This window comes from Pantoea sp., assembly GCF_039594315.1.
Lineage (GTDB): Bacteria > Pseudomonadota > Gammaproteobacteria > Enterobacterales > Enterobacteriaceae > Pantoea.
In genome coordinates this window covers 1-8,713 of sequence record NZ_JBCNNP010000089.1, presented here as the reverse complement: position 1 = coordinate 8,713, position 8,713 = coordinate 1, and the positions used below count along the sequence as shown (strand labels likewise).

The 8,713-nt window shown below is 55.5% G+C and carries 7 protein-coding genes; 4 read left to right on the top strand and 3 right to left on the bottom strand.

What is annotated here, in order from left to right:
* Window positions 1-240: 240 nt before the first annotated feature.
* A complete protein-coding gene (phoA, locus tag ABDW13_RS22860; RefSeq protein ID WP_343554802.1) occupies window positions 241-1,647 on the top strand; it encodes an alkaline phosphatase in 1,407 nt (468 codons plus the stop codon).
* Window positions 1,648-1,681: 34 nt separating this feature from the next.
* Here phoA and gap read toward each other — a convergent pair whose 3' ends face one another.
* The 3 genes from gap to ABDW13_RS22845 all read right to left on the bottom strand — a co-directional run bounded on the left by gap (window position 1,682) and on the right by ABDW13_RS22845 (window position 5,149).
* On the bottom strand, window positions 1,682-2,692 hold the full coding sequence (gap, locus tag ABDW13_RS22855; RefSeq protein WP_343554801.1) for a type I glyceraldehyde-3-phosphate dehydrogenase: 1,011 nt from the start codon (window positions 2,690-2,692) through the stop codon (window positions 1,682-1,684).
* A 78-nt stretch (window positions 2,693-2,770) separates the two neighbouring features.
* Entirely contained in the window at window positions 2,771-3,751 is a 981-nt protein-coding gene (locus ABDW13_RS22850; RefSeq protein ID WP_343554800.1) for a helix-turn-helix domain-containing protein, read from the bottom strand.
* A 162-nt stretch (window positions 3,752-3,913) separates the two neighbouring features.
* Window positions 3,914-5,149 (bottom strand): acyl-CoA dehydrogenase family protein, encoded by a 1,236-nt coding sequence (locus tag ABDW13_RS22845; RefSeq protein ID WP_343554799.1) that lies wholly within the window; start codon window positions 5,147-5,149, stop codon window positions 3,914-3,916.
* Window positions 5,150-5,449: 300 nt separating this feature from the next.
* On the opposite strand from ABDW13_RS22845, the gene ABDW13_RS22840 reads away from it, so the two are divergent.
* From ABDW13_RS22840 to ABDW13_RS22830, 3 genes are all read left to right on the top strand, one after another.
* Window positions 5,450-7,060 carry an ABC transporter substrate-binding protein gene (locus tag ABDW13_RS22840; RefSeq protein WP_343554798.1) on the top strand — a complete coding sequence of 537 codons (1,611 nt, stop codon included), beginning with the start codon at window positions 5,450-5,452 and terminating at the stop codon, window positions 7,058-7,060.
* Window positions 7,057-8,076 carry an ABC transporter permease gene (locus tag ABDW13_RS22835; RefSeq protein ID WP_343554797.1) on the top strand — a complete coding sequence of 340 codons (1,020 nt, stop codon included), beginning with the start codon at window positions 7,057-7,059 and terminating at the stop codon, window positions 8,074-8,076. Before ABDW13_RS22840 ends, ABDW13_RS22835 begins: the two co-directional genes overlap by 4 nt.
* The coding region (locus ABDW13_RS22830; RefSeq protein ID WP_343554796.1) for an ABC transporter permease at window positions 8,073-8,713 on the top strand (641 nt) is incomplete at its 3' end. The genes ABDW13_RS22835 and ABDW13_RS22830, both read left to right, overlap by 4 nt.

Sequence of the window (8,713 nt, the reverse complement as noted above, 5' to 3'; positions counted from 1 at the left end):
TTTTTTGCTAACCGCGCTGGGTCAACGGGGCGCTACTATAGGGAGATCGCTGAAAAGGGTCAAGTGCTATTTTCTCCTTTTGATCTATTCGCTTAAGCTCTGAGCGCATTGCCTTTCGCCTGCTCACGATGGTTACTCTGTTATCAAATTATTCACCGTTTGTCACAAAAACGTCACCGCACTGTCGCAGACTTGTCCACGGAAACATTTGGTTATATCTATGGATAAGGATGCTTATAAATGAAACACATACCTCTATTTACGGTTACGCTCCTGGCTTCTCTGATCGCGACATCAGCAGGTGCGGAAGATGCACAATATTCACGCGCCGCTACTGGCGATATCACTGAACATGGCGGCGCACGCCGTTTGACCGGTGATCAAACCGAAGCCTTAAAAGCTTCATTAATCAACACCACTGCCAAGAACGTGATTCTGCTGATTGGTGATGGCATGGGTGATTCAGAAATCACCGCAGCGCGTAATCAGGCGCGTGGCGCAGGCGGATTCTTCCCCGGCCTTGATGCGCTGCCGTTGACCGGTCAATACACCCACTATTCGCTGGATAAGAAAACCCACAAACCCAATTACGTGACGGATTCTGCCGCGTCGGCAACCGCGTGGGCCACTGGCACCAAATCCTATAATGGTGCGATTGGTGTGGATGTGAACGGCAAAGATCAACCGACTATTCTCGAACTGGCGAAAGCGGCAGGCAAAGCCACCGGTAACGTCTCCACCGCCGAGTTGCAAGATGCCACGCCAGCGGCATTAGTCGCGCACGTCACTTCACGTAAATGTTATGGCCCAGAAAAAACCAGCGAATTGTGTCCCGGCAATGCGCTAGAGCAGGGCGGTAAAGGCTCGATCAGTGAACAGCTGCTAAAAACCCGTGCGGACGTCACCTTGGGCGGCGGCGCGAAATCCTTTGGTGAAACCGCCAAAGCCGGTGAATACCAGGGCAAAACCTTGCGCGAGCAGGCGCAAGCGCTCGGTTATCAATGGGTTGATAACCTCGATGGCATGAATGCGATTCAGGTCGCCGATCAGAGCAAACCGGTGCTCGGTCTGTTTGCCGACGGCAATATGCCGGTGCGCTGGCTGGGGCCGAAAGCCAGTTATCACGGCAATATTGATAAGCCAGTTGTAACTTGCGAAGTGAATAAAGATCGCCCGGCTTCGGTGCCTACGTTGGCGCAGATGACCAAAAAGGCCATCAATCTGCTGAGCAGCAATGACAAAGGTTTCTTCTTGCAGGTAGAAGGCGCGTCGATTGATAAGCAGGATCACGCGGCTAATCCGTGCGGCCAGATTGGTGAAACGGTCGATCTGGATGAAGCGGTGCAGGAAGCGCTGGCGTTTGCACGTGAGCATGGTGACACCTTAGTGGTCGTCACTGCTGACCACGCCCACAGCAGCCAGATCATTGAGAATGGCACCAAAGCGCCCGGTTTAACTCAGGCGGTGAACACCAAAGATGGTGCGGTGATGACCATCAGTTACGGCAATTCAGAAGATGATTCGCAAGGCCACACCGGCACGCAGGTGCGTATCGCAGCGTACGGCCCGCATGCGGCGAATGTGGTGGGATTGACCGATCAGACCGATCTGTTCTTCACGCTGAAGGATGCGATGGGGCTGAAATAAAGAGTGCGGTGCGCAGCAATGCGCACCGATATTTTTACAAACCGCGTTTCTCCATCAGGCGCGCGAGATCGACCAGACGATTTGAGAAGCCCCATTCGTTGTCATACCACGCGAGGATTTTGACCAGATTGCCGCCAATCACCAGCGTCGAAAGCCCATCAATAATTGATGAACGCGCATCGCCCTGATAATCGCTGGAAACCAGCGGTTCATCGCTGTACCCCAAAATCCCTTTGAGTGGACCTTCCGTTGCCGCTGCTTTGAACGCGTCATTCACCTCTTCGGCGGTCACGTCACGTTTCAGCGTCACGGTTAAATCCACAATCGATACCACCGGAACCGGTACGCGCAGCGAATAGCCGGTCAAACGCCCATCAAGCTCTGGAATCACCCGGCCCAGCGCCTTCGCCGCGCCACTTGAGTAAGGCACAATCGACAGTGCCGCTGCTCGCGCACCGCGCAGATCTTTCTCCGGCTGATCGTGCAGCACCTGGCTGTTGGTATAGGCATGGGTGGTGTTCATCAATCCGTGTTCAATACCAAAAGCCTGATGCAATACCGCCGCTGCCGGGGCTAATCCATTGGTGGTACAACTGCCATTACTCACCACAAAGTGCTGCTGCGGATCGTAACGTTGATCGTTAACGCCCAGCACAATCGTCAGGTCATCATTTTTACCCGGCGCGGAGATGATCACGCGTTTCGCGCCGCCAGAGGTGATATGCACTGCCGCTTTGTCGCGTTCGGTAAAGAAGCCGGTGGCTTCAATCACGATATCGACGCCGACATCGGCCCAGCGAATATTGGCCGGATCGCGCTCGCTAAACACGCGTACCGCTTTGCCATCAATACGCAATTCGCCTTCCCCGGCTTCGACTTCCGCCGGTAACCTGCCGAGCAGGGAATCGTGTTTGAGTAAATGGGCGAGGGTTTTGCTGTCGGTGAGGTCGTTGATGGCAACGATTTCAATATCGTCGCTACCGAGCGCTGCGCGGAACACGTTACGTCCGATACGGCCAAAGCCGTTAATGCCGATCTTAGTCATGGTTGACTCCTTATCCGAAGAGGTTGAAGTCACTCTAAGCCGATGATGGATTGGCGTAAACGCCAAAAAAGGATCACTTTACGCCAATTTTTTGCAGTGAAAGCGTTGGCGATATTCGCCTGGCGTGAGATGCAGCTGGCGCTCAAAGCTGCGGCGTAAATTAATACTGCTGCCAAAACCGGTCACTTGCGCGATGCGTTCCAGCGTGTCGTGGCTCTGCTCAAGACGTTCACGCGCGGCGGCTAAACGTGCTTCCGCCACATAGCGCGCAGGTGGCACGCCGGTTTCGCGCGTGAACACGCGGGTGAAATTTCGCGGGCTCATCGCCACGCGGTCGGCCAGTTTTTCTACGGCTAAATCGTCGGCGAGATGTTCCCGGATCCAGCATTGCAATTCAGCGATTGGCCCAGCATCACTCGCGGCTTGCAGTTGGAAACGGCTGAACTGCATCTGACCGCCAGGACGACGCAAATACATCACCATATCCTGCGCAATATCGCGCGCCACGCTAAAACCGAAGTCTTCTTCAACCAGCGCCAACGTCAGGTCAAAACCGGAGCTGACGCCGCCGGAGGTCCAGATTTCGCCGTCCTGAATATACAGCGGGCCACCTTCGACGCGGATGCGCGGATAACTTGATTGCAGGTTTTCGAGCAGCCGCCAATGCGTGGTGGCGCGGCGTCCATCCAGCAAACCGGCCTCAGCCAGCAACATTGCTGCGCCGCATACTGACACCACGCGTCGCGCTTGCGGAGCGGCCAGCTTGATGAAATCGATCACCATGTTGCCTTCTTCCACGCTGTCGCCGCGTCCGGTAATCATGATGGTGTCCCACGCAGCGCGCGGATCAAGTTCCGCCAGCTTAAAATCGGCTAACAGATTGAGGCCAGATTGGCCGTGGATTACCTGATGCGATTGAGTGGTGGCGAGGCTAACGCGATAGCGTTGTTGATCGACGCCAACCGGCAAGTGCAGATTGGCACGCATCAGGATATCGGCGATGCCTGCGGCTTCGAACAGCATGCCGCCGTTGGGCACAATGATTAGGATGGTTTTCATGGCGTGATAAAGACATTTTGACGAAATAAGCCAGAGTGTCTCATGGCGTCAATATCACGCACAATCCTTAGCGGCGCGATTTATCGCGTTCAGTTGTTTTTCAAAGATCAACACGACGCAATAAATTGCGCCGCTACGGGATAGTGCGGCCATCCATATCGTTTACACAGAGGATTTATCTGCCACACCAATGCGCCACTGTTCTGGCGGCAATGTGCCATTCACCGCGAAATCACCGACAATGCGATCTTTATAAATACGCGGATTGTGTGAAGAAAGGGTGCGAACATTGCGCCAGAAGCGGTCCAGCGCCAGTGGTTTCAGGGTGGCCGACGCGCCCAGCGCATCAAACAGCGTCGTACTGGCATTGAGTAATAGGTCGCTCACCACATTCAGCGCTTGCGATACTTCCAGCTCGGCGATCGCCACCGCATCATCTTCTAACGCTTTATCGCCACTAAAATGGGCATCATATGCACGCTGTACTGCGTTGGCAGCGTGTAGCACAACCGCACCGCTGCTGTAAGCCGCGCCGCGCAAACGTCCAACCACCTGCAAAATTTGCGCATCCTGCGCGGCTCGCGGTGCGTTGCCGTTGCTGTAGGTGCGCGTGCGTGATGCGACCTGTTGCGCCACTTCACCGCTTTGTGCGCGGCCAATGCCGGCCAGCGTCGCCAGGTGAATCAACTGATAGAACGCCGGTGAATAGCGGAAATGCACTTCTTCATTGCGGTCATCGGCGGCGATGGCAACGTTGTCGAAAATGGCGGTGCCACTCGCGGTAAGGGTTTGGCCGAAGCCATTCCAGTCATCCAATACCGTCACGCCCGCCGCGCTGCGTGCCACCGTCACGGAGATGCCTTTGCCATTTTCGTCCGTGATGCCAATGTCGATCCAATTGGAATAGAGCGAACCGGTGGTGTAAAACTTGCGACCGTTAAGTCGCCAATGGTCGCCCTGACGCTCAAGGCGCGTGGAGAATTCGGACTGGCGTGCATCGCCGGTTTCGCTCCACGCAGGTCCAACGATTTCGCCGCGTCCAAGGCGCGTCAGCCACTTATCACGGAAAGGGCTGCTACCGCTGTTCAAGACGTTTTCCACGAAGCCTAAATGTCCGCGAATCGATTGCACTAGATTGGAATCCGCCTCGCCGAGTTCAATCAGCAGCGCAAACAGCTCAGGCAGCGTCGCGCCCAGACCGCCCGCGTTCTCCGGCACGCGCAACGCGGTGAAGCCGCTCTGCTTCAACCATTCAATCTGTTCCAGCGGTAACTGACGCCGTAACTCACGTTCAATCGCGCCCGCGCGTATTTTCCTGAATACTGGACGGAACCGCTCCGCCAACTGTTCATAACGGGATGACGGGCCAGCTCCCCAACCTGATTCGATTTGCGACATAGCGCTGCTCTCCTGCACAGTAATTGCTCAATACTATGTCATCGTCAGCGGGCGCGAATTAATGCTTTTTCTGCGTAAGCTATTTCGGCCAATAACTAATCGCCGATTATTTCACTATATGGAACTCATAATTTCTTTCTGCATATTGACTGCCACTATTGTTATTTGCCGCGCTTTAGAACTGTGCTCTATTCAAACCCTATTCCAAAAGTCATCTATTAATTTCCAGAAAATATAATTTCAAGCGGAATAGATCCACGCGAAATCTGTTATTAGTCTTTTGCCGGGAAATGTAGCGAAATGAGATATCAGCCTCTTCAGCGGTTATTAATACCGATATGGGCGACGTTAAGTTGTGCGTTGCCGATGAGCGCCAACGCGCAGACGCCATCAGCCACTTCCAGCGATGGCACGCTGGTGTATTTACATGAGCAGGAGCCGCCGTGCTTGTGGGGCGGTTGGGTGCAGCAAGCGTATTTATCGCGTCAGGTATTTGATTATTTGGTCAGTTACGATAATGGGCAAATTCGTCCTTGGCTGGCGACCAGCTGGAGTGAATCCGCCGATCGTAAAACCATTACTTTCCATTTACGTCGCGACGTTAAATTTACTGATGGCGATAAATTTAATGCCGATGCGGTCATTGCCAATTATCCGGCGTGGCAAAAAGGAATTGGCTGGCACGGTTTTACGTATATGAGTGGATTTAGCAAACTCGATGATTATACCGTGGCTCTGCATTTATCCGAGCCGAATCCGGAAATTTATAACGTGCTGGCCAATGGGCATTACGGTTTCCAGTCTCCGGATTCGCTGGCGCATAACAGCAGCGAGCAAAAGTGTTTACGGCCGGTAGGCACCGGACCGTGGAAAGTGGCGCGTTGGATCAGAGGCGATGGTATCAGCTTTGTGCGCAATGACGATTATCGCTGGGCACCGCCAAACGCGCACCACAATGGCCCGGCGTACATCAAACATCTGGAGTGGAAGTTCGTGCCAGACGCCACCACGCGGTGGGGCGCGCTGGTGAGTGGCGGCGCGGATGTGATTTATCAGCCGCCATCCGCACAGTGGCAAGCGCTGCAAAGCCATTATCAAACCTTGTCGTACGTTGCCACCGGGCGACCGCAGGCGTTCTCGTTTAACGTGCAGCGAGGTCCTTTTACCGATCAGCGGGTGCGGCAGGCATTTGCTTACGCGCTGGATCGCCAACAGATCGTCAAAACGGTGTTTAAGGGTGCGGTGCCGTATGAGGGCAACGGCTCGCTGAGCAAGAGCACGCCGCTGTATCTCAATGTTGACGACCGTTACTCACTGAATATCGCCAAAGCCAATCAACTGCTGGATCAGGCGGGTTGGACCGGACGCGATGCTGCCGGTTATCGCAGCAAAGACGGCAAAACACTGAATGCACGCTTGCCGTTTATCTCGGCAATCATCGACCAGGAAGGCGCGCTGATGTTGCAGGCGGTGCAGGATCAGGTCAAACGCGTGGGCATTAAACTCGATTTGATACCGCTGACGCAAACCGAAGGCTTTGCCGGTGCGCGCTCGCGTCCGGCAGACAAAGAAATCAGCTTTGGTTACTGGGTGTGGCCGTCGCCCAACATCCTCGACATCGTCTACAACCATGCGCTAAACGGCGCGTTCAATGGCAACAACACCAGCTTTTTCAATAATCCCGAAGTTGAAGCGCAAATCCTTGATGCTCAGCGCGAGCCGGATGTGCAACTGCGTCAGCAGAAGTTCGACGTGCTGCAAAAGTGGTTTGACGATCAGGCGATTGCCATCGGCGGCTACAACTTCACCTACAACGTGGCCATCGCTAACAACATTCGTGGGCTTTGGCAGGATCAGGGCAACGGATTGCTGAACTTTAACGATGCCTATTTCGTGCAGGAGAAGCCATGAGTGACATCACTTCCACGTCGCAGAAACGCGACGCCCGCGTCGAACCGGTTGCCGCGCCGCACGATCAACGTACCACGCTGCTGCGCACCCTCATCGTGCGCATTGCCGCCGCACTGTTTGTGTTGTGGGGCACCATCACCGTCACCTTTTTAGTGTTGTCGGTGTTGCCCGGCGATCGCGCCACCATTCTGCTGAATATCACCTCCGGTCAGGTGATCGAACGCACGCCGGCAGAACTGGCGCCGATCAACGCGCAATATGGTTTTGATAAGCCAATCGCCGAGCAGTATCTGCACTACTTCTGGCAGCTGCTGCACGCTGACTTCGGTTTCTCGTTTGAGTTGCAGCGACCGGTGGTGCACATCATCGCCGAGCAGTTGCTGCCAACCTTTACCCTGGCGATTGCCGCGCTGCTGCTGGCGTGGATTATCGCTATTCCCTGGACGTTGTTAACGGCTGGACGCAACCGGCGTCTGGCGGCGTTGGGTTCCGCAGTAGAAACGGTGATGGCCGGATTGCCGCAGTACTGGATTGGCATTTTGCTGCTGATTGTTTTTGCCATTGGTCTGCGCTGGTTTCCGGTGGTCGGCGGCACCAGCTGGCTGGGCACCGTGCTGCCTGCCATCACGCTGGCGATTCCGCTGGCCGGATTTATTGGACATGCGATTCGCGGTGAATTTGAGCGCAGCATGCAGCAGCCGTTTGTGCTGTCGGCACGGGCGCGCGGCATGAGTTTGGCGGGCGTGCGGCTGCGCCACGTGTTACGCCACGCGCTGATTCCGGCCATCACGCTCAGCGGTTGGGCGATTGGCAATTTGCTGTCTGGTGCGGTGCTGGTGGAAGCGGTGTTTGCGCGTCCCGGACTCGGCAACGTGCTGGTCAACGCGGTGAGTAACAAGGATTTTGCGCTGGTGTCGGGCATCGTGATCCTCATCAGTTTCCTCTACATCGTAATTAACCTGGCGGTTGACCTGATTTACCTGATCGTCGATCCGCGTCTGCGAGGCCGTTTATGAGCACTCAATTTTCTGATTACGCTGCGCCGCAGGTAAACCGGCTGGCGTGGCACCTGCCGCTTTCGGTGCTGTTGTCGGGCCTTGTGGCACTGTTCTTTATTGTCGCGGCCATCACGCCCGGCGTGCTGGCGACCCACGATCCGTTTACCACCGATCTGTATCACGCGCTGCAAGCCCCTACGTGGGCCAACTGGCTCGGCACCGATGACATTGGCCGCGACTTATACAGCCGCATTATTTGGGGCACGCGGCAGTCGCTGCTGATTGGCATCGGTGCTATGACCATTGCACTGTTTGGCGCGATGGTGTTGGGCTTCAGTGCGGCATTAGGCCCGCGCTGGCTGGCGCAACCGGTTAACCGGCTGTTGGAAATCCTGCTGGCGTTTCCCACTTTGCTGCTGGCGCTGCTGTTTGTCGCGTTACTTGGGCCTTCCGCCAGCAGCCTATTGATTTCGGTCGGCATTGGCACCGCGCCGGGCTATGCACGGTTGGTGCGGGCGCAGGCGCTACAAGTCAAGCAATCCGGGTATGTCGAAGCGGCGCGCGCGCTCGGTCATCCATGGCATCGACTGTTTACCCAGCACATCGCACCTAACGTATTCCGGCCGCTGTTCTCGTTGGTAGCACTCGGCATTGG

What these genes read in the sequence shown, in the direction of transcription:
- phoA (WP_343554802.1), top strand. Translation starts at nt 241, where the DNA reads ATGAAACACATACCTCTATTTACGGTTACGCTCCTGGCTTCTCTGATC.
- gap (WP_343554801.1), bottom strand. Translation starts at nt 2,692, where the DNA reads ATGACTAAGATCGGCATTAACGGCTTTGGCCGTATCGGACGTAACGTG.
- ABDW13_RS22850 (WP_343554800.1), bottom strand. Translation starts at nt 3,751, where the DNA reads ATGAAAACCATCCTAATCATTGTGCCCAACGGCGGCATGCTGTTCGAA.
- ABDW13_RS22845 (WP_343554799.1), bottom strand. Translation starts at nt 5,149, where the DNA reads ATGTCGCAAATCGAATCAGGTTGGGGAGCTGGCCCGTCATCCCGTTAT.
- ABDW13_RS22840 (WP_343554798.1), top strand. Translation starts at nt 5,450, where the DNA reads ATGAGATATCAGCCTCTTCAGCGGTTATTAATACCGATATGGGCGACG.
- ABDW13_RS22835 (WP_343554797.1), top strand. Translation starts at nt 7,057, where the DNA reads ATGAGTGACATCACTTCCACGTCGCAGAAACGCGACGCCCGCGTCGAA.